Here is a 23,027-nt window from a genome sequence, read left to right as displayed (position 1 = left end):
TCAGAATTTGGAGGCGCGTCCCGGAGTCGAACCGAGGTGGGCGGATTTGCAATCCGCTGCATGGCCACTCTGCCAACGCGCCTTATTTTAACGTCTTAACTAATTTGGAGCGGGAAACGAGACTCGAACTCGCGACCCCGACCTTGGCAAGGTCGTGCTCTACCAACTGAGCTATTCCCGCATTTGACAGAACATATTGTTTATTAAGCTTTTTCAATAAACCGTGCTGCTGTCGATGCGATGCATTCTACTTACCTGACGCAGTGAGTCAATAAAATTATCACTCTCACTGCGCCGTTTGTTGCTTTTTAAAGCTAGGTGATCAATGTTCAAGCAAATCACGCCATGCTGCGCTTAAATACTGGAACATTGACCAGAAAGTCAGCACGGCGGCGATGTACAAGGCAAATATCCCAGCCGCCTCCACCAGCTTTTCCGGCCGCCACAACAGCCCGATTAAAGCCACCATCTGTGCTGTCGTTTTTATTTTCCCCACCCAGGATACCGCGACGCTGCTGCGCTTACCGAGCTCAGCCATCCATTCCCGCAATGCTGAAATAATAATTTCCCGGGCAATCATGGTCGCTGCCGGTAATGTTATCCACCAGGAGTGATAGTATTCCGCCACTAGCACCAGCGCCACAGCCACCATAACCTTATCAGCAACGGGATCCAGAAACGCCCCAAAGCGCGTCGTCTGCTTCCAGAGGCGGGCAAGAAAACCATCAAACCAGTCAGTAATGGCTGCAAAAACAAAAATGCCTGCACAGACCGTCGGAGCCCAGTTGAACGGCAGATAAAATGCCAGAACAAAGAATGGGATTAAAACAACTCGAAACAGGGTAAGCCACGTAGGTATATTAAATCGCATAGCGTCTGAGTAACTGTCTGGCTCGAAAGAGAATAAGGATATGTTGCTACATTGCCTCTAGTGTTTCAATGCATGAAAGATTTTTTCTGCCAAAGCGTGCGAAATTCCAGGGACTCCGGCTATTTCCTCAATACTGGCGTTAATCAGGGGTTGCAGGCCCCCCATGAACTTAAGCAGTGCCTGACGACGTTTTGGTCCCACGCCTTCTATCATTTCAAGTGAACTGGTGCTTTTTACCTTAGCACGCTGTTTGCGATGCCCGCTAATCGCATGATGGTGCGATTCGTCACGTATATGCTGAATAACGTGCAAGGCTGGGGAATCAGCGGGTAATGCCACCCCCTCGCCGGTCGCTTCAAAAAACAAGGTTTCCAGGCCCGCCTTGCGATCGCTGCCTTTTGCCACACCTAGCAACAGCGGCTTGGTGGTATCCCATGCGACCTGTAGAGATGAAAATACCGTTTTCGCCTGCGCCAATTGGCCTTTTCCCCCATCAATCACAATCACATCAGGAATTTTACTTTCATCAATCGATTTGCCGTAACGGCGTTTGATCACCTGATTCATCGCCGCATAATCATCGCCAGGCGTGATGCCGGAAATATTATAGCGACGATATTCAGCACGCAGAGGCCCGTTGGTATCGAACACCACGCAAGATGCCACGGTTTGCTCGCCCATGGTATGGCTAATATCAAAACACTCCATACGGTGGATTTTATCAATACCGAGTACCGAAGACAGCGCCTCCAGACGCTGCCAGATTGTTGATTGCTCAGAGAGTTTTGTCGCGAGTGCTGTCTGGGCATTCGTGCGAGCCAGCTTGAGATAGCGGGCACGATCTCCCCGAGGACGACTTTGAATCTGAATTTTACGTCCTGCTTGCTCACTGAGTGAGTCGGCCAGCAAGGCGTGCTCTGGCAATGCAAAGTCGAGCAAAATTTCTGATGGTAAAGTGCGAGCGATACTACCCTGTAAGTAGAACTGTCCGACGAAGGTCTGCACCACTTCTGCAAGTTCAGTTCCTCCCGGCACTTTCGGAAAATAACTTCGGCTGCCTAACACCTTCCCTTGGCGAATAAAGAGCACATGGACACAGGCCATGCCGGCCTCAAACGCGACGCCAATCACATCAAGATCATCGCTATCGCCAGAAACAAACTGTTTCTCTGTGACCCGTCGCACTGCCTGAATTTGATCACGAATTCGGGCCGCATCTTCAAACCTCAGTTCGCGACTGGCTGACTCCATATCTGCCACCAGCCGGGTCAGCACCTGTTGATCTTTACCAGACAGGAACAACCGCACGTAATCAACCTGCTGCTGATAGTCCTCCTGGCTGACCAGCCCGCTCACACACGGCCCCAGACAACGCCCAATCTGATATTGCAGGCAAGGGCGCGAACGATTGCGATAAACACTATTTTCACACTGGCGAATCGGAAACAATTTTTGCAACAACATGAGTGTTTCACGCACCGCATTTCCATTAGGGAACGGGCCAAAATATTCGCCTTTGGCGTGCCTGGCTCCCCGGTGTATAGACAACCGGGGATGGCTATCAGCACTCAGAAAAATCAACGGGTAAGATTTATCATCACGTAATAATACGTTATAGCGCGGCTGATATTGCTTGATGAAATTGTGCTCAAGCAACAGCGCTTCAGTTTCAGTATGCGTGATCGTGACATCGATCTGCTGAATACTTTTCACCAAAGCTTCAGTTTTCCGACTGGCAACCTGCGCACGAAAATAACTGGAAAGGCGTTTCTTTAGATCCTTCGCTTTACCAACATAGATGACCGTATTGCTGGCATCATACATGCGATAAACGCCAGGCTGACTGGTTACTGTCTTCAGAAAAGCCTGGGCATCAAAACGTTCAGTCACTACTGATCAAAGTCTCCGCGTTAAAAAGTCCGTGACGAATTGCAAGATGCGTTAACTCGACGTCGCCATTAATGTTCAGTTTGTTGAACATACGATAACGATAGCTATTGACCGTCTTCGGGCTGAGGTTGAGCTTATCTGAAATCTCGGTCACTTTCTGACCTTTAGTGATCATCATCATAATTTGCAATTCACGCTCAGAGAGACACTCAAGTGGCGTTTCCGTCTGAGGTTCGAGCTGACTTAACGCCATTTGCTGGGCAATATCAGAGGCAATATAACGCTTGCCTGCATGTACAGAGCGAATGGCACAAATAACCTCTTCTGGCGTAGCACCCTTACTCAGGTAACCTGCCGCACCAGCCTGCATCACTTTAGCAGGTAACGGATTCTCGGTGTGAATAGTTAGCATTATAACCTTCACTTCAGGGGAAAATCGCACAATTTTACGAGTCGCCTCGAGACCACCAATGCCGGGCATGTTCATATCCATCAGCACAACGTCCGCACTATTGCTACGGCACCATCTGACCGCATCTTCGCCGCATTGCGCCTCCCCTACAACCTTGAGGCCTTTGATATCGTCAAGAATGCGCCGTATCCCTGCCCGCACCAGTTCATGGTCATCAACAAGAAAAACGCTAATCAAAGAACAATTCTCCAAAAAGAGTAACACTTACAGACGAATTTGTTGCAGGTGGTACTATGTGGTTTAGAAAAAAATGAATACACTTTTTAATTAAAAGTGTATTTTTATTCTACCGTGTGGTATTATTCTTCAGGCTCGCGGATGGTAGCCTCTGCTCGTCATCCACGAAACTTTCTTCCATCACAGTATTCATATTTCCAACCTGGCTTTTTTAGAGAAAGAGACACGAAGTAGCGTCTAAAAATTATAAAAAATATCTATAATCAAAACATTATCAAGTTTTTCCAGCGCAAGCAATCACCGCCCTGCTGTACTGTTATGCCATTATAACCTTCCAAGTGCACTATCACACTGCCCGTTTACTACAAATAATACACAGGCCTCAAAATATCCATATAAAAATTGCGATGTTTCTCTGCAAGCGCATTTAAAGACCACGATTTTCGTTAACAAAATATAAGCAATTTGTGGCGAAAACAGATAGAAAAAATACAACTTCCCTTGGCAAGGCTTATTTTCAGCGATCAGCAACATTGACAAATATGGTACAATGACACCAATTTTGGTTATGTTGCCGGATTATCAGGCATTTTTTCACTTTGTCGATAGCATCGGCTTTATATTCATTACAGGAGATACTATGAACACCAACGACTTCCCGACAGCGGCCACACCTGAAACGCTGGCTTATGAAGTTAGCTGCATGAAGGCGCTGATGACGCTGATGCTGAAGTCTATCGGGCAGGCCGATGCGGGCAAAATTATCGTCAATATGGAAAAGCACGTAGCCCAGCTTGATGATCCAACCCAGGCTGAAATATTCAGCACAACAATTAAACAAATTAAAACTGTTTATCGCCGTTAATCTTATTTCCCATCAGACCACCCTCACTCACTCAACGAGTCTGATGGGATTAATTCTCTTTTACCCTACCAGCAGCAATACTGAACAAAGAAAACAACAAAAATATTGACACGTTGAGTTATATTTCGTTAACAAATAGCCTTAGCGAAAATAAAGCTTTTACGCAAAGAAATTTTTTAATCCTGTATATTTCTATACCAGAAAGAAGTAAAAAAGATAATTTTTTAACTAAATTATGCCGATGAGGTTTATTTAAAGATATATAAGCAGGCGGGGTTGTTGGTGGGTCGTATAGGGTTCGAACCTATGACCAATTGATTAAGAGTCAACTGCTCTACCGACTGAGCTAACGACCCAACGGGGAGGCATTATTCTCCTCTCTTCAGCTGCTGTCAAATAGTTCACTCTATTTTTTCTGAAGACCGCCTGATTTATGTACACACTTCACCCCTTCCCTCCTGCCCGTAAACATGGTTTTGTTTCACGCGTATGTACAACAACAAACGATTTTCCTGTGTTTTCTATTCAGCCTGAGCGACATAGATTCATTCGCCCCCGAATGACGTGTTAGTATTGACCATTCTTATTTATTCAGTTGATTGCCTGTTGCAATAATGATGTAGGTTGTATCCGCCTGGCTTACCAATCGTCTCGCTCTGAAAGCGCTGCAAAATACCTGCGTGCACTCGCATTCGTTAGGGGAATCATTCGGGAAACGGGCTTTTTATATATGCCGGTTTCTCCCTGGCTGACTCGTTCTGGAAATCACATTTTATGACAGATCAAACACAACATAATACAGTGGCTAATAGTCATAATGACCTACGCCGTAACCTGACCAATAGGCATATTCAATTGATTGCCATCGGTGGAGCAATAGGTACGGGCTTGTTTATGGGATCAGGAAAGACCATCAGCCTTGCCGGTCCATCGATTATTTTTGTTTATATGATAATCGGTTTTATGCTGTTTTTCGTGATGCGGGCAATGGGTGAATTGCTACTCTCTGACCTGAATTACAAATCATTCAGCGACTTTTCTGCCGATTTGCTTGGGCCGTGGGCCGGTTTTTTTACCGGCTGGACATACTGGTTCTGTTGGGTGGTGACAGGCATTGCCGATGTCGTGGCCATCAGTGCCTATGCCCAATTCTGGTTTCCTGATTTGTCACAATGGATAAGTTCACTGCTTTGCGTACTCGTGTTACTCACATTAAACCTGGCAACGGTCAAACTGTTTGGTGAGATGGAGTTTTGGTTTGCAATGATAAAGATAGTGGCTATTGTGGCTTTAATTGCGATTGGTGCCGTGCTGGTTGCCATGCAATTTGTTTCACCATCAGGAACTGCCGCTTCATTAAGTAACTTATGGCGCGATGGCGGATTATTTCCCAAAGGCCTCAGCGGCTTCTTCGCTGGCTTTCAAATAGCCATCTTCGCTTTTGTTGGTATCGAGCTAGTGGGTACGACCGCCGCAGAAACCAAAAATCCAAACGTGGTTTTACCCCGGGCAATCAACGCTATCCCGATACGTATTATCATGTTTTATGTCTTCGCCTTGATAATGATTATGTCGGTGACGCCCTGGAGCCATATCGCGGCAGACAAAAGTCCGTTTGTCGAAATGTTTGTTTTGGTCGGGCTACCGGCTGCTGCCAGTGTGATAAATTTTGTGGTATTGACTTCTGCGGCATCGTCAGCAAATAGCGGGGTATTTTCTACCAGCCGTATGTTGTTTGGCCTGGCCAGACAAGGATATGCACCAGCCAGCTTTGGCCGCCTGTCAAAACGAGCCGTTCCCTCTGGTGGATTGCTGTTTTCCTGTATATGCCTGTTATGTGGGGTTGTACTTATCTACCTGATTCCTAATGTCATGACCGTTTTTACACTCGTCACCACCGTATCAGCGATTTTGTTCATGTTCGTCTGGAGCATCATTCTGTGCTCTTATCTGGTTTACCGCAGGCAACGGCCACAACGGCATCAGTCATCGGCATATAAAATGCCTTGCGGCATTATTATGTGTTGGGTCTGTCTGGCATTTTTTGCGTTTGTGCTGGTACTGCTGACACTGCAACCAGATACCTTACAGGCACTAACCGTAACGCCATTATGGTTTGTGGTATTAGCTGTCGCTTATCAGATTCTTCGCCATCGCCGCCAGCGTCACGGATAACCTGCGATTATTTTGATGAATTGAGTCAGTGAAAGGTGAGACATTCAATGCGGTCAGCTACGTCCTGACATGTAGCTGACCGCATCTGATTTAGGCACTGATCGTTTGTCGGACACCGTTTACTGCATTCTTGGCTTGTTCACACTGACTCAGAATCGTTTGGGCGTGCGAATACAAAATCTTACCGGCTTCAGTCGGCGTCACACCACGGCGACTACGAACCAGCAGTTGCTTTTCCATTTCACTTTCAAGCGTCGCAACTTGCTGACTCAATGCTGGTTGCGCAATATGCAACATTTCAGCGGCTTGGGTCAGGCTACCGATATCAACGATTTTCACAAAATATTTGAGCCGTCTCAGATTCATGTGTACCTCCTGAATAGTTACGGCTTAGTAGAAGCAAAAAGCGCGCCAAATTCATCAACCAGTAAAAAAAAGTATGCAGCCATCGCTTAACCGACTTAAAAATAAGTAAAAGCAATGGTTATTGCCATCATAGTAACGTTCCTAATCTCCTGTCAGACCTCTATGATACTAGTGACACCATAACGTCTCGCACCAAAAAGGTGCACCTGATGCTGTCTGAGGGTGCAATTGTCTGACCATATTGCCAATCTCCAACGCCTGAACGACCGACTACCACAACAATTTCAATAATTTGATTATAAGTTCAGCAAACAGTTAATCTTCACGTCATGATACTTTGACAACCCCACCGCCTCCCGTTATCATCCACACCACTCACCGATTCCTCTGTAGTTCAGTCGGTAGAACGGCGGACTGTTAATCCGTATGTCACTGGTTCGAGTCCAGTCAGAGGAGCCAATTTAAAGAAACCAGACGTCTACCGACGTCTGGTTTTTTGCTTTCTATCAATTGGTTATCCCTTCTTGTTTGTCTATCAACGTCTACTAGAAAGTACCCAAAGCCACGGCTCATTGCTGGTATATTCGTTGGTACAACGGGTTCGATTTGTTTTATGCCATCATGTGGAGGGCTGAAACATGGCATTAACTGACGTAAAGATAAAAAAATCAAAGCACACCGATAAGAACGTTAAGCTCACAGACGGTTTCGGTATGTACCTACTTCTGCACCCTAACGGCTCAAAATACTGGCGTATGCAATTTCGTTTTGCAGGTAAACAGAAAACCTATGCGTTAGGCGTCTATCCCACCATTTCTTTAGCAGAAGCCAGAACTCGTCGAGATGAAGCCCGTAAGTTGCTCGCCAATGGTATTGACCCATCAGCGAAGAAGCAGGAAGACAAGCTGGAAAACAGTGGTGCATTTTCTTTTGAAACGCTTGCCCGTCAATGGCACAACACCAATAAAAAATGGTCAGCAGACTATGGCGCGAAAATTCTCCGTACCTTTGAAACCTATATCTTCCCGGTGATAGGTCATCGTCATGTTGCAGAACTCAAAACGCGCGACTTACTGGTGCCGATAAAAGCAGTTGAGGACAAGGGTTACAACGAAGTCGCCATGCGCCTGAAACAACGCACGACCGCTATCATGCGTTACGCTGTTCAACAGGGCATTATTGATTACAATCCAGCACAAGAGATGTCAGGTGCCGTTAACATGGGTAAGCGCAAACATCGCCCCGCCTTGCCATTTGAACGCTACCATGAGTTTTTAGACCACATTGATAACTATAAAGGCAGACTGCTCACTAGGCTTGCAGTTAAGCTCACTTTATTGATTTTTATCCGATCCAGTGAGTTACGTTTTGCCCGCTGGTCAGAAATTGATTTTAAAAAATCGTTATGGACGATACCGGAAGAACGTGAAGCGATTAAAGGGGTGAAGAACTCACACCGTGGTGCCAAAATGAAAACCCTGCATTTTGTCCCACTCAGCAAACAAGCCATTGCTATTCTGAAAGAGATACAGGAAATCAGTGGCGATCATGATTTCATTTTCATTGGTGATCATTACGCCGATAAGCCAATGAGTGAAAATACGATCAACAAGGCACTTCGTACAATGGGCTACGATACACAGAAGGAAGTCTGCGGTCATGGCTTCCGTACAATGGCATGCAGCTCTTTGATCGAGTCGGGTTTATGGTCCAAAGATGCCGTTGAACGGCAAATGGGTCACCAGGAGCGTAATAATGTACGCGCAGCCTATATTCATCAGGCAGAACATTTGGACGAACGCCGCCTAATGTTGCAGTGGTGGGCTGATTTTCTGGACGCTAACCGCAACGGTATGGTCAGGCCGTTTGAGTTTGCGCAGAAGGGATAAATAACCGCCACGGATGGCTGATATTTCACTCAACTATTTCGTTAATGATGCGCTATAATCATCGTCTAAATAACACATAGTATGAGGCCAAATCATGGATGAAAGATATATCATTATCCCGCATAAAACCAATCTATCATATAGATTTGACGGCAATGAAGAGACTACTATTGAATTAGAAATGCACCTGATATTCGATATTGTCAACCAACGAGTCATTACTGTTTGCAACTCATTGGAAGAAGCGCAGATAAAGATTGAAGAGCTAAAAAAACAAGTTAGCTCAAGACCTCGTATGAAATAAAAGGCATTACGTTATATATTCTATGATGCTCTTTAATCATTGGGGCATCAAAATACGCATACATATTGCCACCATCAGGAAACACATACCAACAGCAACCATTGGATTTATGTCCCCATTGCGCACGAATAAATCCTTTTCTAATATTAACACCTTCAGGCCAATCAGTGATTTCTTCTATCAAAAAAGAGTTGTCATCTTTCGTTGTTAACGAGAATAAAGAAAGCTCATCAACATCAACGATAAAAGGCATCTTCACATATCTCTGATAAACCCTTCCATCTTCATGCAAAAAGAACAGTTCTTTACCACACCAAGGGATTTTATTTTGATCATATTTAGCTGAATCGAGTTCTTTTACATTATCAGGCCAGTTGTTTTGTACGTTAATTAATATTTTCATTTAAAACACCTATGTTATTTGTGATTTATTATTTATTATCAATAGCAAGTTTTTTTGTCAAATTTCACTCTCATCAGACAACACCACAACACCACAACACAAGAGTTAAATTCAATATCAAATCATAGGTCAATTAATTTCATCTCTAGCACCAATAAAATAAATTTGACACACCTTAATTTTCACTATAATAAACATTACCAATAAGTTAATTACCATAAAATTTATTATATATACGATAATTTAAAAAGAGGAATATTCAATATGAAATACAAACTAAAAATAATAGATGAATGGCGTGAAATAGCAGAAAAAAAAGGCGACTTTACTTATATAAACTTGTTTGACTGGGAAGTTGCTCCAATACCTACACCTCTAGAAAGAAAAAAAGTAAGAACACATTTTTTCCTTGATGAAGGGATAGTTTATGAGTGTATAATCATGTGTCCGATTCTTGCGGATTACCCGGACAATACACTATTTAAGATTGATGCTATAGATTCCAGCACATTTATATTAGATACAGATTGTGAGTGGCCTGATGGTGTTTCACCAACATCGGGGTTGTTCCTAAATCAAAATCTAACAGTTCTGATTTTTTCTATACTTTCATGATGCCAAATGAGCGAGAGGTAGTACCCGCTCATTTGGAAATAAATATAATGAGAAGGTATTGTAAAGAACATAAGAAAAAATCTGCAAATCCTATGATAACAATAGAAGAGATTAGCGAATATCAAGACCAATATTCAACTGGCGGCAGTCTTCCATAGCGATATCAAGCTCTGCCTCTGAATACTCTTTTACAGGCTCCCGCAATTTATCGGTTCCTTTATGGAAAATATAATAATAAGTAATTCCGTTTTTTATTATTGGCTTTACCTCAAATTGCGGACGTGAACCTTTAAATTTACCAGCACTTGAGCTTCCTATTTTCATTGTTAACACCTATCTTATGTAAAGAGGATCGTACTTATAGTACAGAAAAACCTCCGTTGTCAATTAGACACTTAATAGACTTATCGAATAGCACCATTGTTCGTCGCAATAACCTTTCCAGCCAGAGTCAAAAAACCTGCTTTGTATTTTAGATAGTATTAAATATAAATGTATACGTAGTGATACGATCCGGGTTATAGCTTCAGTTATGGATATAAAAATGGCGCTAGGTCGAAAACGCCATTTTCAGGAAATCAGTGTGTTGCTTTTTTGGTCCCATATGTATTTGTATATGGATTGTAATTACCTTTAGTGCTGAAATTATTATATTGCGTTGTGTCTTTTGAAGTCCGCTGATATGGGGAAACATACGTTCCATTGTTTTTGATATAGCCATTTACCTTTTCATGACTTGAACTACTACCTGTCCCATAGCCATATGTTTTCGGTGCGCTATAACCACTTCCAGCGTATGAATGGTGCCCACCACCTTTTGCAAAAGCACCAGTTGCAATCAATAAAACAGAACAAGCAATAATTAGTTTTTTCATAATACCATCCCGTAATTAATTAACACCATATAGCAGACATTTAAATATAGACATAAATTGAGAAAAGTAGCTTACCATCAGCTTTGATGGTCTTTTTTTAATCAGTCCTAACCTGCTGGATACTAAGTCGGAGGTATTACTCGATGTTATTCGCATGCATCATCTCTTTGACTCAAACACTCACGAATAGTAAATAGGATTTATACTAACTATAAAATCAAGGAGAGCGCTCTCTCCTTGTTATAATATAAATGATATTTTTATTTACCCCGAAATAGCTGACTGACAGCACCGCCATCAAGTTTACCTAAGCCTTTGGACAAAGCCACTCCATAAAGGGTATCTATCGCATCAACAATTTCGGCTGGCATCCCCAGAGAGTGAACATAGCGCTTTGCTGTTTCACTTACCTGTTTATAAGATTCAACAGAGGCCATCACATTTGTATAGTCATGCTCAAGGATGCTTGGAAGTATCCATTCCGCGCCCGGTATACCTGCTGCATCAATACTTTTTTTAATAATCTCTTTGGGTAACCCAAGCTTTTCTGTCGCCACTGCAGAGTAAGCAAGCAAAATACTATTAAAAAGAGAAGAAAATAACATCGGAACTTCTGCTTTGGATGCATCTCCCGTATCTCCTGCTCTGAACATTACAACGCCAACACTACTCAGTATCTCTGACCAAAATTCTTCAGCCGTCTCCGGGCATGCCAGAATAAAAGCACCTTCCTTATTTTGGAGAGATTCGCCACCAACCATTATTGACGTTTCAGACAATTCCCCACCATGTAAACTGACAGCAGAAGATATTTCACTGATCTCAAAAGACGTTGTTGTAGATGCGTTGAGTATCCTTGCTCCTTTTAATACTGGAAGAACATCGTCGCTCAATATTACATTTTTCACACTTTCAGCATTTGCCAGTACAAGAATTGAAGCATCAGCACATTTAATAGCATCCGCAGGTGTTTCAGCCAATATAGCGCCTTTACTCACGAGAAGCGCTGCTTTCTCTTTCGTTCTGTTATACACATACACTTCGTGGCCGCTATTCATTAGTGCAATAGCCAACCCGCTGCCCATAATACCAGTACCAATCACAGCTATTTTCATGCCGCATTCCTTCTTAAATTAAAATTCTGACTATATTTTCAAGTTATTTATGGAGCCATGAAAGAAGAAGAGTCTGATTATTTCCTCAACTTTAACTTCCGCTACACGTTTTTGACAGACTGACTCAATCATTCCGTAAACAATGGAAATAAATAACTCAGTTAACTCAGTACAACTGATATCTACTCTAAAAAAATTATTCTTTTGCCACTTATGGAAAAAATCATTAAGAGACTGTGTGTATAAATTAAGATACGCCTTACCAGCATCAGACTGATTATGGCAGTAAAGCATTAAAAACTCTTTATTGTTGAAGTGTTCTCGCACAATCGCATTAAAAACAATCCCAACTTCCAAAGAAGAATCGGCCACGTATTTTTCTATATCTTGAATGATATTTTTCACAGCATCTTCTGCTACCGTTATCACGGCTAAGACAAGCTCTTCTCTGGTACCAAAATTACGATACAGCGTTGCCTTACTGACACTGACAAGTTCCGCTAACTCCTGCAATGTTGCTCTTGGATGGGAGCTAATCACCGCAGCAAGCTCTTTTAACAGTTTTTCATTAGAACGAGGTGGCATTGTCAACCCCCTAAAAGAAATAAAAATGATTCATTTGAGATAATAGTGAATCAACAATCTTTAACTGTCAATAGCCAGCATTACAATGGCTGAAAATTGTCAGATGGCGTGGACAGCATTCTGATATGCTTTTACTGGTAAAAATGAACATACAGGTTTAACCCAACACGGCTTCCGTTCCACTTTTCGTGACTGGGCTGGTGAAACGACAGACCATCAACGCGAAGTTATTGAACATGCGCTGTCACATCAACTGGCTGACAAAACAGAGGCTGCTTATCAGCGTGGAACGTTATGGTCTAAACGGGTGGCTCTGATGGATTATTGGGCGTGTAGTGCGTTGATTGAATCAGGTATCTGGCCGGAAGATGTGGTTGAGCTTCAAATGAGCCATATGGAAAAGAACAACGTTCGTGCAGCTTATACTCACAAGGCCAAACATCTTGAGCAACGCCGACTGATGCTGCAATGGTGGGCTGATTTTCTGGATGCTAACCGGAATGGGATGGTCAGGCCGTTTGAGTTTGCACAGAAGGAATGACACATTAAACGCAGGGAGCATAAATAGAGAAGCTTTTTAGTCGCCATATGACCTGAGACTGTTTGACTTTTCATTCAAAGCAGAGTAATAAAAGGTAGTACCTTTTATTACCTAACATAACTCAGGGAGGTTAACAGGCTACGTCATTAACGACGTTTAAGCGCACCATCGCTGATAGTCTGGACAATCTTGAAAAAGGGCTGTGCACTGGTTTCTTCTCCGATGAAGAAGGCGAAGATGACTTTTTATATGAAGTGATTATCCCTTATGGTGATTCGGGCTATGAATATTGCTATTTTATTGATGCTCAGGGAAAATATATCGTCGTTGGTTTTAAGCATCAAAAGGAAAATGATTATTACTAAAATCTCTTCTATATACATGCAAGAAGAAACATTTCATCTGTTCTTTATGAACCTGCCAATATTTAAGAATTGACCTCTTCGCTGATCAAAGAGATACGTCAGAATGGTTCCCTTGGTGAAACCAAACGCACTGTAAAACGCTATGTCGCCTAATCTATAGGGGCATCATAAGGACTTCCCATAGATCTTTCGAGTTAAATTTTCCCTATCCATTTTATTCATTTAATTTCCTGAAAAAATAATTAAAAAAGAGAGTTTTTTAACGCCTTCGCTTAAATCGTGTTGAGATTGTATTGTCTAAGGGAAAGCTGGAATAGTTTTCATCACTCACAGTGTGATGTCAATTATCCGCATAACTGTATTTGTTTACACAGAAACTGGTTGACGTTTTACCCCCCCCATTTACAAAACAGGTGGTCAGCCTTATTGAGGCATGGTATTTTTAGCATCAGATATTATCATATAGCATAAGGATATCATCATGCATTTCCTAGACAGAATAAAAAAAGAGATGTCAGAGGGGATCGTTAAAGCGATTCTGGAACATCATGGTTATCGGGTTATTGATACGGGTATTGAAAAAGTTATAAGAGAAGTATCCTGCCTCCCGCAGGATTTATATAACACTCTCGGTTTTCCAGATGCAATGAGGCGTCTCCCCGATTTTGTCATCATGAATGTGGAGCAGACGAATAAAATATTGGTAGATGTGAAATATCGTTCAACATGGAACAACAGTTTACTATTTGATGAAAAAATTCTGACTCAGTTAAGTTATTATAAAAATATTACACTGGTAGTGGTTAATAGTAATCCGCCACCACCTCCACCTACAATGAAAAATCACAAACCCACAGGGGCTTATATACGGTGTATTTGTCTTAAACATGAGAATGGTAAAAATTTTGTCAGATGGCGTGGACATTCCTATGAATGGGTAGAAATTACCGCCGAAAAAGTGAAGAACTATCAATGGTTCTCAACGTGTTATCTGTGGGAGGTTTTCGACGGCGTATCTTCAACAGATGACGGGAATATCATTAAATCCTCTGTCATGGCATTGTCTGGAATTATTACTGGTTTATCAAAATCATAATTTTATCGATGGGCGTTTCTTTCTTTGCTGAAACTCCCATTGTGAGAATTTCTTTTGAAGTTCATTGCTCATATAAATTTCGTTCCAGTCAACATCATATACAGGGAAACACATAACCCTGTACACGGTATTGTTCCATTCCTGTTCAGGGATTTTTCCTGCATAGAAAAGATCGCCATGTTCCTTTTCTGCTTCAATAATCCCTTTATATATCTGAATGGCCTCTTTTAGCGTTTTTATTTCTTTCATTATTCATTTCCTCTGATATGTCATATTTATATAATTAACACATTCATTACATATATCAACAGATGAGAGGAATTTATTTTCAGATTTTATTATTTTACATCGATTATCAGAAGTGTTTATTTTTAAATAAAAAAGACAAAATAAATTTTCACATACAATGTTCCTAAATTGATTAAAGGTTGCAAAAAATTTCTTCAACGGCAGTCTGTCGAGACACGTTTAGCAATTGACTAGCACCAATCCTAGCCTTACATTGCAGCCGATCAGGTACGAAACCCTATTAAACTCACCTGAACACCCGTTTCGCCCCTGAAAGGTACTCTCAATACCAGACAGGGGCTAACCACACCGTTATGGAGCTAACGCTATGGCTGTTTTTCAGTTTACCCATTCCCCACCTGAAAATCTGCATCTGGATACGGGGTTTTTTACTTCGGGCCAGTCTGTTCTGGAGGTGTGTTATGTTCGATAACACGCCGCTGGAACTGGAAGAAATTATCGATCAGTGTCGGGCATTGATTTACGCTGTTGTTGAAATTGATAATCCCCAAGTCAAAGAGATCCTGAGCTTTGTGCTGTGGGAGCGCATTGATTTCCTGTATCGGGCATTTCATTCCGAAAGCACCGACGACACAGAGGGTGAATTTCAGGCATAACAGATAGAAAAAAGTCAGATTGGCCTTGCGGTGGATCTGACTTTTAAACGATGTTATGGATAATACAGCATGAGAACAGATCCTTTGTTAGTTTGATGAACAGAATACAGGCTCATTCCAGTTTGATGCATAACCTCCGCTACACCCTTCACCTAATGTACGCCATGAACTCCAGTCGCCATTATGCTCAACACGTCCCACTTCGAGAGGCCATTGCCCACCACAATAATTTGCACAAACCTTAATGGAATTACCGTCAGCCGCTTTCCAGAGACCATTAACACAGGAAAGAATCGCGCCATTCGCTGCTCTTCCCTGCAAGCCATTCGGTGAACATCCCCACCCAGCATTAGCCTGACCATTTATATAGACAAACTCACCTGAATTAATTCGCCCGTTGGCATCGATATTCCCATTGGAATGCACATAGTTAGAGTTTATATTTCCGCTAGCCCAGACATAAGAAGCACTAACCGTACCATTTGCATTAATATTTCCATCTAACTGAGCATTTCCAGAACCATAAACGTTACCCTCCTTGTTCATATAGGCTTTGGTTGAAGCCTCACTTCCGGTGTAAATACTGTTTCTGGCGTAAAGGCTATCCCCCGTACTGATACTTCCATTGGCTGTAATCGTTTGGCCTGAAAAAATATTTGCATAAGCATCAATATTGCCATTGGAATGAACATAACCACCATATAAGCCACCACTGGTCTGAACATTCTTGCCGCCATAAGCGTTAATGGTTGCCGTATCTGCCATATTCCAGCCACCGCCGTATTTCTGGAAATAAAGCCCACCATCACCTAATGTTCTGAACCAATTTTGCGTATAGGTTTCACCACGAGACACTACGGTTGTGCCTGAAACAGTATTATTGGTATTGATGTTCCCGTTAACCTGAGTGTTCCCCGCCACGGTTAGATCCGCTCCTACTGTCGCCTCGCCAACAGTTCTAAGCACCCCCGTTGTCGTTGTCCCGGCTGCTGTGATGTTCTGCGCGTTATATATGTTCTGACCACCCATATTCAGATCGCCCGTCATAGGGAGTGTTCCATCACGACGCAGATAAACAGAATACATTGCAGAATCGTATCCCACACGATAGGCCAGAAGCCCCGTTGCGGTGATATTGCTAAAACCCGTTGTCGTTTCTTTCCATGCTCCCTGATATCCTGATGCGGTTGTTGTGGATTGCGTCATCCCGCTGTCCACACCTGCGGTCTGCATTGCCTTGCCCAGCAGGTCATAGCGAATATCGCCGCCTTCCTTCCAGGGTAAGGCTGTGGTAATCAGTCCATTAACAACATAATTCGGTGATGACCCCGACCTTTTTAACTGAATGGCATAAGTGGATTTGTTGATGTTCACGCCGGAATACGAGGCAGGTAATAAGCCCTCATTAATCAGCGTCTGGTATGTGATGGTACATGTCGAGGTTGAAACTGAGCAACTTCTCGGCCCCGGATCGGTTCCCGTTCCACTCGCGTCTGTCAGTGTTGATAATCTGTCATAGCGGATACTGATATAACCATTTACCGCCTCACCGACCTGTTTAAGTTGTTCGCCAGCGGCACTGGCCTGAATGTCTTCCTGTTGGTGTTTCAAATCCTGAAACTTTATAAAAGAAACAGCAGATGCAACGCTAAGCACAAGTATCAGTTCAAGTAAAGAAAACCCTTTTTTATTTATTATCATTGTTATATCCCTTTGTTATTTTCTGTCTATATATGTGGTAATACATCAAAAATAAATGTCAATAAAAAGCCCTGTAAAAACAGGGCAAATAACAGAAATAAAACTTACGGATAGTTTAATGACTTCATATTAATAGATACCAGATAAAATAACACTGTCAACATACTATAGGGTATTTATGAAGAATTAAATCACCATATCTTTATTTATCATTGTCTTTTTTATTAAATAGGGGGTTGTGAAAACATATAAAGAAGAACATGGTATCATTCCAGAGCGGAAAGGTACTCTCGCTCCCTTTATGCAATCAAGATTAAGGTATATTATTATCACGTTTCAAAAAAATACGATGGGTAGCATTTTTACTATTAATCCCGGCATATGATACTGGCAATAACCCTTCATTAATCAGTGTCTGGTAGGTAATTTCACATCCAGTGCTATTACAAACACGAGGCCCCGGATCGCCTGACTGCCCACTGCTTGAAGTCAGAGTGGAAAGTTTTTCGTATCTGGTGTTAACATATTTATCTACCGCCTCACCTATTTCTTTCATTTGTTGAGTCACGGACTTAGCTATCTCCGCCTCCTGTTCAGTTTTCATCTTCTGATGACTCATAGAGACAATACATGGCCCAAAGCTCATTATCAAAATAGCCACTAATAATAGAAATGAATCCATATTTATATTTTTTTCTTTCATTTTAACATCCTCTTTTTGTTTTAACGCACTATTCAATAGTGCATAGCCATCTAAAATATGACAACACCTCTTTTCAACACAAACACAATCTTTTTTATGTTATTTTATTGTGACAAACAGAAATAAATATCTAGTAGTAAATGCCATTTATACCAAAAAAATGGAGGTGTAATTATATCTTTAGGAATAAATGGCATTTATATTACTCGTACAACCTGTAATGGTCTACACCCTATCAATTGGGGTTTGTTATTATACCAGCATGCTTTCTTATAGCCGATAGATTGTGCCGCTACACGGACTTTAACTGGTTCAGGTCGGATGAAAGCAAATACCACCAGCATCAGAAGGAAAATAAACAAAAAATTTTTCATTAATACCTCTCTGCGACTTTTTAATCGCAATACTGTTCTCTCTTATCTCCATTTTTTAGAGAGCAATATTACATTATTTTTATAACACATATGTACTCATTCTTTACGGGGCTACTATTAAAAAACGGATATAACTATAAATATTTTCTCTGTATACGCTCATGCATATCATTTAGTGCCTGATAACGGTTCAAGGCCATTTGTGTGTATTCAAGACGAGTAAATTCCTGACCAAGATCGGTAATCTCAATACCGGCATCGTCCAGATGTTTACCAATCAGAAAAGGCGAGACAGGTCTTGTTTCATGACCCGAACCATAACCAAGACGCCAGCATATACGATGTGGATATATTATTACCCTTTCCCAGTTTTCAGGGGCATGGATAATACCAGACAGAACAATCTCCAGTGTCGTTATTTTTCTCTTACCAACGCCCTGTTCCCAATAAAATAAAGATTCCGGTATATGCAGAGCTTCAAAACTGGCATCTTCTATTATTGTTGTGTTAACAAGATTCCATTTTGAAAGATTAGGATGTTTTTTATCAGAGCAAAGAAAATCAACCGTTCCTTTTTTGACATGAACAAGATTGATCTCCGGGATAAACTCACGGACATGACTTAGTGCCTGACGAATTTCTTTGGGAGCCTGATTTATTGACAGATATTTTATCATTATGTTTTATCCTTTTAGTTGGGTTAATTTCTCTGACATGTTATAGCCATCTTAGTTTATTTTCATCATGATCAACATAGAACAATGTTTTTCCTTTATTATCAAATTAACCAATATTGATATTCAGTACAAAATGATTTAAGAAATCATTCAGAATAAAATCGAAAACATATTATTCTTTTGCATTAATCATTTACATTCAATTTATTAAAAAAAGTTTTAATCATAGCAAACAGCTTTTCAGGATCTTTTTCTGTTGAATTGGTAATCCCTTCAATAAACACCCAACTGATGTCATACAAAACAGCATCATTGAAAATATAGTCACCATTCCTTTCAATAAGGTCATTTATTCGTTCAGCAGAATCCAGATCAATCACTGGATTATTTTTATAGCGTTTAATTTTCTCTATAAGAACATGCAAATAAACTCTAATAACCCAACCATTCACGTCGTTTATTAGCCTAAAAAAAGACTTCCTGAAGGTTATTATATGTCCTGTTCGGCTTTTATTTTTCCTCACTGTATAAAGCATTACACCTCCATTTTAAAATAATGTTTTTATCGGAGGGCATAGTGGTTATTAAAACTTAAATATGCTCAACAATTGCTAAAAAATATTCAAATTTAGCACCATCAGGAAGCTGCGTACTGCCTTCTGGTAAGCGTGGCCCGATATATTGTGTTACCAGCACTTCATCACCTTTTTCTATCAAAAGAGTTTGTCTGTTAAACGGAATAGTGACACCCAATTCTTTTGAGGCGATAGCTGCCGTATCTTCATGCCCCACGACAGAATGCCACTCGCCATTCTGCGCCCAATAAGCTGCATCTTTCTTTGACAAGTGTACAAACCTGACGCAATAGGCATCAGCAGGATTCTTTAACATGCCCAATGTAAATACGTTATTGATATAATCCATACTCTCTCCTAGGTTTTATTTTAAAATAAATAGAATTGGGACAGTAATCTTAAAAAAATCACTGTCATTCACTACATCACACGTTTCAAAAACAATAAGAATAAACGGTATTCTTTATTTATAGATATTCTATAACTGATGCGTTATCAAATTCAAATTTAATTTACCTTAAATTCTATTATTTAATCCACATTGGAGATATTCATTAATTAACGGAAAAGGCATTTAAGTTATGCTGCATTAATGTAATGATTAACACTCGTTTTATTGACGCATTTTCTGTATGCTAACTGCGATTTTAAACACCATCAGGATATAAATGATAATGAGTGAAGCCCTAAAAATATTAAATAACATTCGCACTCTTCGTGCTCAGGCTCGTGAAACCGATCTGGCCACACTGGAAGAAATGCTGGAAAAGCTGACCGCCATTGTTGAAGACCGGCGTGAAGAAGAATCCAGCGCACAGCAACAAAACGCAGAGCGTCAGGCTAAAATCGAAGCCTTACGCGCCAGACTGTTAGAGGATGGTATTGATCCGTCTGAACTGCTCGACGCAGGTGTTACCAGCAAAACAGAAAAAACCAAACGCACTCCACGTCCCGCCAAGTACAAATATACCGACGAAAGCGGCAATGAACAGACGTGGACAGGTCAAGGACGGACTCCTAAAGCTATCGCCTCAGCATTGGAAAGTGGTAAAACTCTGGAAGACTTTGAGATCTAAAAACTACTCCCTATGCGCTGTACTCGTATAGGGAGTATTAAATTTCAAATTACTCTAATATTTTATTTATTTTTCCGATGTACCATGCAATTGGTGTGCTTAAGTTTACCTCGTGTTGTACAACGACCTTTAAAGGAAGTTGTATCTCCCATACGTATTTTTTACTCAACCCTGTTTGGTTCCAATAACCGTTATAATAAGTATTATTACTTGGCGTAGGCTCTAAAACAAAAAAACATTCTTGCTTTCTATATTTATTGACTGAGTATTTATCAATACATGTAAGTAATACATAAGGAATATAGTCATGTGGCATATATTCCAATGACCAAATATTTAATTTATCTGCTTCTTCAATTGTTTTTATCAAATCAGACCATGTAAATTTCAACAATGGGAATTGTGACTTTATCTTCTCATAAACATTAATCATATTATTTTTCAACCATCTTTTCGCATCAATAGCTAAAGAAGGATCTCTTGGGAAATTCTGGAAAAACTTATAGGGTTCATGATTTGGTAATATAGATGGACACAAAGATTTTGGGTAATGGCAAAAGTGAGTTTGCTTTTGTGATTTATCCCCTTTGACATAAATTGGTTCATTACATATACGACAACACCCATCTTGATTATGATGATTTACAACCCACTCCTCAATATGTACTAATTTCTTACTGACATCATTAGGATGATAAGCATATAAGTTCATAGATTCCTCCTCTTTTTCAGATAATAATGAACCTAATGGTATCATTTTTTCACCTGAACATGTGGATTCAGACATAATTTCTGATTCGCTATAAAAGAAGACATCAGGCAAGATATAACGATTCATTAAATCTGAGAAAAGATCATCATCCATATAATGGTCAAATATAAAATTTGCAAATATTGAATACTCATTGTAAGGCAGGCTACATATCTCAATGTAGAAATTATCTATTCCAATCTCTTTGAGATTTTTCTTTATCTCAGTGAGATTATTAATAAAATATCCCTTAAGATCATGGATGTTATTTTTTATTTTTATCATGATTTATATCCTTTTATATAATTTATCTTATTTAAAAATCAGAAGTATCTATCTTCAGAAAACGGAACGTGATGAACTCGTGTACAGGGTATTCATTTCCAACGGGGAGAAGACCGCTGATATATTCCTTCAAACTATCTCGGCAATGCTCTGGTATATCCGAATCGATTAAAGCCTTTAGATTTTTAAGTTCAATCAATCGGATTATTTTTCCATAATCAATGATAACGAACTTTGCTTCTCTCAAATAGACCAATATTTCTATGATAGTGAACAACAATCTACAACCTCTACCGTGCCAAATATAATCACGTTCAATTGATGGTAATCGTTCAAAAATCATCCCATATATATCTTCAGGTGTTCCTGTAGAGAATACTTTTTTAGAATACATATTTTCCTTATTTTTATTTTATCAAAATTTGCTACCGCGCCCTCTGGGGCTTACTCAACCCTTCACAGCCTGAAAGCGAGTTTCAGCCTGTTCAGCGTTAGGGTAAGTACAGATGAAATGCACCTTGATGCCTTATTCATGCAGACTTCATAATGATTGCAATACAAGGCTCCGGTTTACATAGTTTACGGCCTCGCCGGGTTTATCCTTTTGGTACTGATTCAATGCACGGGACAATTTTTCAAAAAATCGCTGACTTGCATAAGCCTGAGCCATGCTTTTTCCTGAAAGAGTCGCAACCTGTTGTCTGTAATTTTTAATAAAAGAGTTAATATCAATCCTGATCTCTTCATTAAAAATAGTCTCAAACTCCGATGTTGCAATCTCAGGATAACAGTCAGATAAAATAGCAAACAGAAAAAACGAGATATGCTCGATGGTGGATTCAATTACGCTGTTATTGTCCTCAGCAGTTTTTTTATCAGTCATTTTCTTCCTTCTTGTCAGTCAGACCTTTTTTCAGCATTCTGAAAAACTGTGTGTTGTATTCAACATCAGGTTTAGTCACTTTTTCACTTTCAGTATTAATGGTGTTGTCCATATCATTATTGTTTTGCGTAGATAGTTTCCCTGGACTTCGTTTTTTGCTATTCGACTTCCCAGACAGACCTTTCCTGATGCTATCCAGTCGTCTGGCTTCTGCTCCACGAATTTTAAGAACAGAGATATCTTTCTCAGTTAGCGCAGAAAATCTGATCAGATACCCCACCAGAACATCCTGATCTATATCCAGCCCCATGTGCTTAGCCACCTCACCACCTAACACAATTTTCCTGTGTGTGATCTGTTTTCTGCTGTGATTTTTTTGCGCTATTGTCAGACGGTTCAGTTCCTGCTGCGCAGAAGCCAGCAACTGTTTCAGCTTCTCATCTTTTTCCATTATTCCTCCCTGGTAAATAATCGGTTAAAAGCGGTGTTTCCT

The 23,027-nt window shown here is 40.7% G+C and carries 25 protein-coding genes, 4 tRNA genes and 2 pseudogenes; 9 read left to right on the top strand and 22 right to left on the bottom strand.

Features of this window, described 5'->3' with window-relative positions:
- Window positions 1-8 precede the first annotated feature (8 nt).
- From DAQ1742_RS08535 to uvrY, 5 genes are all read right to left on the bottom strand, one after another.
- Window positions 9-82: transfer RNA gene (locus DAQ1742_RS08535), tRNA-Cys, on the bottom strand.
- Window positions 83-105: 23 nt separating this feature from the next.
- Window positions 106-181, bottom strand: a tRNA-Gly gene (locus tag DAQ1742_RS08530).
- A 141-nt stretch (window positions 182-322) separates the two neighbouring features.
- On the bottom strand, window positions 323-871 hold the full coding sequence (gene pgsA, locus DAQ1742_RS08525) for a CDP-diacylglycerol--glycerol-3-phosphate 3-phosphatidyltransferase (protein ID WP_035342531.1): 549 nt from the start codon (window positions 869-871) through the stop codon (window positions 323-325).
- A gap of 57 nt (window positions 872-928) precedes the next feature.
- A complete protein-coding gene (uvrC, locus tag DAQ1742_RS08520) occupies window positions 929-2,761 on the bottom strand; it encodes an excinuclease ABC subunit UvrC (RefSeq protein ID WP_035342534.1) in 1,833 nt (610 codons plus the stop codon).
- The gene (gene uvrY, locus DAQ1742_RS08515; protein WP_035342536.1) at window positions 2,754-3,410 is read right to left on the bottom strand and encodes a UvrY/SirA/GacA family response regulator transcription factor; all 657 of its coding nucleotides are present in this window, start codon (window positions 3,408-3,410) and stop codon (window positions 2,754-2,756) included. Before uvrY ends, uvrC begins: the two co-directional genes overlap by 8 nt.
- Window positions 3,411-4,050: 640 nt before the next feature.
- On the opposite strand from uvrY, the gene DAQ1742_RS08510 reads away from it, so the two are divergent.
- Window positions 4,051-4,275: a DUF2594 family protein gene (locus DAQ1742_RS08510; RefSeq protein WP_035342538.1), complete on the top strand. Its 225-nt coding sequence runs from the start codon at window positions 4,051-4,053 to the stop codon at window positions 4,273-4,275.
- Between the two features lie 280 nt (window positions 4,276-4,555).
- On the opposite strand, the gene DAQ1742_RS08505 is transcribed toward DAQ1742_RS08510, so the two are convergent.
- A tRNA-Lys gene (locus DAQ1742_RS08505) sits at window positions 4,556-4,631 on the bottom strand.
- A 418-nt stretch (window positions 4,632-5,049) separates the two neighbouring features.
- Between DAQ1742_RS08505 and cycA the strand changes: the two genes are divergently transcribed.
- Window positions 5,050-6,450, top strand: coding sequence for a D-serine/D-alanine/glycine transporter (gene cycA, locus DAQ1742_RS08500; RefSeq protein WP_067487113.1), 1,401 nt, complete (start codon window positions 5,050-5,052; stop codon window positions 6,448-6,450).
- Window positions 6,451-6,549: 99 nt separating this feature from the next.
- Here the strand turns inward: cycA and DAQ1742_RS08495 are convergent.
- Window positions 6,550-6,816: pseudogene (locus DAQ1742_RS08495) on the bottom strand (LysR family transcriptional regulator); the annotation flags it as partial.
- Between the two features lie 383 nt (window positions 6,817-7,199).
- On the opposite strand from DAQ1742_RS08495, the gene DAQ1742_RS08490 reads away from it, so the two are divergent.
- Both DAQ1742_RS08490 and DAQ1742_RS08485 read left to right on the top strand, forming a co-directional pair.
- Window positions 7,200-7,275 (top strand) — tRNA-Asn (locus tag DAQ1742_RS08490).
- A 179-nt stretch (window positions 7,276-7,454) separates the two neighbouring features.
- Complete coding sequence (locus tag DAQ1742_RS08485) at window positions 7,455-8,705, top strand: tyrosine-type recombinase/integrase (protein ID WP_067487116.1); 1,251 nt, start codon at window positions 7,455-7,457, stop codon at window positions 8,703-8,705.
- Between the two features lie 278 nt (window positions 8,706-8,983).
- Here DAQ1742_RS08485 and DAQ1742_RS08480 read toward each other — a convergent pair whose 3' ends face one another.
- The gene (locus DAQ1742_RS08480) at window positions 8,984-9,412 is read right to left on the bottom strand and encodes a hypothetical protein (protein WP_035342912.1); all 429 of its coding nucleotides are present in this window, start codon (window positions 9,410-9,412) and stop codon (window positions 8,984-8,986) included.
- Between the two features lie 264 nt (window positions 9,413-9,676).
- Between DAQ1742_RS08480 and DAQ1742_RS08475 the strand changes: the two genes are divergently transcribed.
- Window positions 9,677-10,027, top strand: coding sequence for a hypothetical protein (locus tag DAQ1742_RS08475; RefSeq protein WP_180706282.1), 351 nt, complete (start codon window positions 9,677-9,679; stop codon window positions 10,025-10,027).
- A gap of 111 nt (window positions 10,028-10,138) precedes the next feature.
- Here DAQ1742_RS08475 and DAQ1742_RS08470 read toward each other — a convergent pair whose 3' ends face one another.
- The 4 genes from DAQ1742_RS08470 to DAQ1742_RS08455 form a co-directional block, all read right to left on the bottom strand.
- The gene (locus tag DAQ1742_RS08470; protein ID WP_145916191.1) at window positions 10,139-10,351 is read right to left on the bottom strand and encodes a hypothetical protein; all 213 of its coding nucleotides are present in this window, start codon (window positions 10,349-10,351) and stop codon (window positions 10,139-10,141) included.
- A gap of 254 nt (window positions 10,352-10,605) precedes the next feature.
- Entirely contained in the window at window positions 10,606-10,902 is a 297-nt protein-coding gene (locus DAQ1742_RS08465) for a hypothetical protein (protein ID WP_071604091.1), read from the bottom strand.
- A gap of 260 nt (window positions 10,903-11,162) precedes the next feature.
- Window positions 11,163-12,017, bottom strand: coding sequence for an NAD(P)-dependent oxidoreductase (locus DAQ1742_RS08460; protein ID WP_067487121.1), 855 nt, complete (start codon window positions 12,015-12,017; stop codon window positions 11,163-11,165).
- 30 nt (window positions 12,018-12,047) lie between these two features.
- Entirely contained in the window at window positions 12,048-12,602 is a 555-nt protein-coding gene (locus DAQ1742_RS08455; RefSeq protein WP_035342918.1) for a TetR/AcrR family transcriptional regulator, read from the bottom strand.
- Between the two features lie 328 nt (window positions 12,603-12,930).
- Between DAQ1742_RS08455 and DAQ1742_RS08445 the strand changes: the two are divergent.
- Together DAQ1742_RS08445 and DAQ1742_RS08440 are read left to right on the top strand one after the other, a co-directional pair.
- Window positions 12,931-13,143 (top strand): annotated as a pseudogene (locus DAQ1742_RS08445) (tyrosine-type recombinase/integrase); the annotation flags it as partial.
- Window positions 13,144-13,989: 846 nt separating this feature from the next.
- Window positions 13,990-14,604 (top strand): hypothetical protein, encoded by a 615-nt coding sequence (locus DAQ1742_RS08440; protein ID WP_035342922.1) that lies wholly within the window; start codon window positions 13,990-13,992, stop codon window positions 14,602-14,604.
- On the opposite strand, the gene DAQ1742_RS08435 is transcribed toward DAQ1742_RS08440, so the two are convergent.
- Window positions 14,599-14,853 (bottom strand): hypothetical protein, encoded by a 255-nt coding sequence (locus tag DAQ1742_RS08435; protein WP_035342924.1) that lies wholly within the window; start codon window positions 14,851-14,853, stop codon window positions 14,599-14,601. The two genes, DAQ1742_RS08440 and DAQ1742_RS08435, sit on opposite strands and share 6 nt — an antisense overlap.
- A 461-nt stretch (window positions 14,854-15,314) precedes the next feature.
- Between DAQ1742_RS08435 and DAQ1742_RS08430 the strand changes: the two genes are divergently transcribed.
- Window positions 15,315-15,509, top strand: coding sequence for a hypothetical protein (locus tag DAQ1742_RS08430; RefSeq protein WP_035342926.1), 195 nt, complete (start codon window positions 15,315-15,317; stop codon window positions 15,507-15,509).
- A gap of 87 nt (window positions 15,510-15,596) precedes the next feature.
- On the opposite strand, the gene DAQ1742_RS08425 is transcribed toward DAQ1742_RS08430, so the two are convergent.
- The 5 genes from DAQ1742_RS08425 to DAQ1742_RS08405 all read right to left on the bottom strand — a co-directional run bounded on the left by DAQ1742_RS08425 (window position 15,597) and on the right by DAQ1742_RS08405 (window position 19,888).
- Window positions 15,597-17,210, bottom strand: coding sequence for a prepilin-type N-terminal cleavage/methylation domain-containing protein (locus tag DAQ1742_RS08425; RefSeq protein WP_051124077.1), 1,614 nt, complete (start codon window positions 17,208-17,210; stop codon window positions 15,597-15,599).
- A 313-nt stretch (window positions 17,211-17,523) separates the two neighbouring features.
- Entirely contained in the window at window positions 17,524-17,913 is a 390-nt protein-coding gene (locus DAQ1742_RS08420; protein ID WP_035342928.1) for a hypothetical protein, read from the bottom strand.
- A 508-nt stretch (window positions 17,914-18,421) separates the two neighbouring features.
- Complete coding sequence (locus DAQ1742_RS08415) at window positions 18,422-18,964, bottom strand: hypothetical protein (protein ID WP_035342930.1); 543 nt, start codon at window positions 18,962-18,964, stop codon at window positions 18,422-18,424.
- Window positions 18,965-19,149: 185 nt separating this feature from the next.
- A complete protein-coding gene (locus tag DAQ1742_RS08410; protein ID WP_035342932.1) occupies window positions 19,150-19,500 on the bottom strand; it encodes a hypothetical protein in 351 nt (116 codons plus the stop codon).
- Window positions 19,501-19,555: 55 nt separating this feature from the next.
- A complete protein-coding gene (locus tag DAQ1742_RS08405; protein WP_051124078.1) occupies window positions 19,556-19,888 on the bottom strand; it encodes an STIV orfB116 family protein in 333 nt (110 codons plus the stop codon).
- A gap of 325 nt (window positions 19,889-20,213) precedes the next feature.
- Between DAQ1742_RS08405 and DAQ1742_RS08400 the strand changes: the two genes are divergently transcribed.
- Window positions 20,214-20,615: an H-NS family histone-like protein gene (locus DAQ1742_RS08400; RefSeq protein WP_035342934.1), complete on the top strand. Its 402-nt coding sequence runs from the start codon at window positions 20,214-20,216 to the stop codon at window positions 20,613-20,615.
- Window positions 20,616-20,664: 49 nt separating this feature from the next.
- Here the strand turns inward: DAQ1742_RS08400 and DAQ1742_RS08395 are convergent, their stop codons facing one another.
- The 4 genes from DAQ1742_RS08395 to DAQ1742_RS08380 all read right to left on the bottom strand — a co-directional run bounded on the left by DAQ1742_RS08395 (window position 20,665) and on the right by DAQ1742_RS08380 (window position 22,985).
- Complete coding sequence (locus DAQ1742_RS08395; protein WP_051124079.1) at window positions 20,665-21,651, bottom strand: hypothetical protein; 987 nt, start codon at window positions 21,649-21,651, stop codon at window positions 20,665-20,667.
- A gap of 31 nt (window positions 21,652-21,682) precedes the next feature.
- A complete protein-coding gene (locus DAQ1742_RS08390; protein WP_232046618.1) occupies window positions 21,683-22,045 on the bottom strand; it encodes a hypothetical protein in 363 nt (120 codons plus the stop codon).
- Between the two features lie 147 nt (window positions 22,046-22,192).
- Window positions 22,193-22,534: a hypothetical protein gene (locus DAQ1742_RS08385; protein WP_067487124.1), complete on the bottom strand. Its 342-nt coding sequence runs from the start codon at window positions 22,532-22,534 to the stop codon at window positions 22,193-22,195.
- Window positions 22,527-22,985 (bottom strand): conjugal transfer protein TraD, encoded by a 459-nt coding sequence (locus DAQ1742_RS08380; protein ID WP_067487127.1) that lies wholly within the window; start codon window positions 22,983-22,985, stop codon window positions 22,527-22,529. Before DAQ1742_RS08380 ends, DAQ1742_RS08385 begins: the two co-directional genes overlap by 8 nt.
- Window positions 22,986-23,027: the final 42 nt, after the last annotated feature.

This window comes from Dickeya aquatica, from assembly GCF_900095885.1.
Taxonomy (GTDB): Bacteria; Pseudomonadota; Gammaproteobacteria; order Enterobacterales; family Enterobacteriaceae; genus Dickeya; species Dickeya aquatica.
This window is presented reverse-complemented; position numbering and strand designations above follow the sequence as displayed.